Here is a 654-nt window from a genome sequence, read left to right on the forward strand (position 1 = left end):
CACCGTCGACCTTGACGCCGCCGCGGCCCAGGGAGCGATCTGACCATGACCTATGTCATCGGCTCGTCCTGTGTGGATGTGAAGGACAAGGCATGCGTTGACGAGTGCCCAGTCGACTGCATATATGAAGGGCGCACCATGCTCTACGTCCACCCCGACGAATGCGTCGACTGCGGAGCATGTGAACCGGTGTGCCCGGTCGAAGCCATCTTCTACGAGGACGACGTACCCGACGAGCAGTCCGCCTTCATCGCGCTCAACAGCGCGTTCTTCACCACACTCGGATCTCCCGGCGGGCGGCCAAGACGGACACCCGTGCCCTGACGCACCGGCACTCGAAAGGATGACCCGGTCATGACACAGGCCCGCACCACCACCGAAGATTTGCCGTTCCCGGGGCTGCGTTCCGGCACTGACGGCGTACCCACTACCCAGGAGAAGCAGACCGGCAAGGACTTCACCTCCGACCAAGAGGTCCGCTGGTGCCCCGGCTGCGGTGACTACGCCGTCCTCAAAGCCGTCCAGAACTTCCTGCCCGAACTCTCCATCCGCCGCGAGAACGTCGTGTTCATCTCCGGCATCGGCTGCTCCTCCCGCTTCCCCTACTACCTCGACACCTACGGCATGCACTCCATCCACGGTCGTGCACCCTCC

At 63.6% G+C, this 654-nt stretch carries 1 protein-coding gene and 1 pseudogene; both read left to right on the forward strand.

Features of this window, described 5'->3' with window-relative positions; all coding sequences use genetic code 11:
• The first annotated feature begins 45 nt into the window (after positions 1 to 45).
• Positions 46 to 324 carry a ferredoxin gene (gene fdxA / locus NJ4_RS24875; protein ID WP_067442145.1) on the forward strand — a complete coding sequence of 93 codons (279 nt, stop codon included), beginning with the start codon at positions 46 to 48 and terminating at the stop codon, positions 322 to 324.
• Between the two features lie 30 nt (positions 325 to 354).
• Positions 355 to 654 (forward strand): annotated as a pseudogene (locus NJ4_RS24880) (2-oxoacid:ferredoxin oxidoreductase subunit beta); the annotation flags it as partial.

Source organism: Nocardioides jensenii JCM 1364 = NBRC 14755 (assembly GCF_001552535.1).
Taxonomy (GTDB): Bacteria; Actinomycetota; Actinomycetes; order Propionibacteriales; family Nocardioidaceae; genus Nocardioides; species Nocardioides jensenii.

Excerpts from the sequence above, each read along its gene's own strand:
- fdxA (WP_067442145.1), top strand. The coding sequence starts at position 46 with ATGACCTATGTCATCGGCTCGTCCTGTGTGGATGTGAAGGACAAGGCA.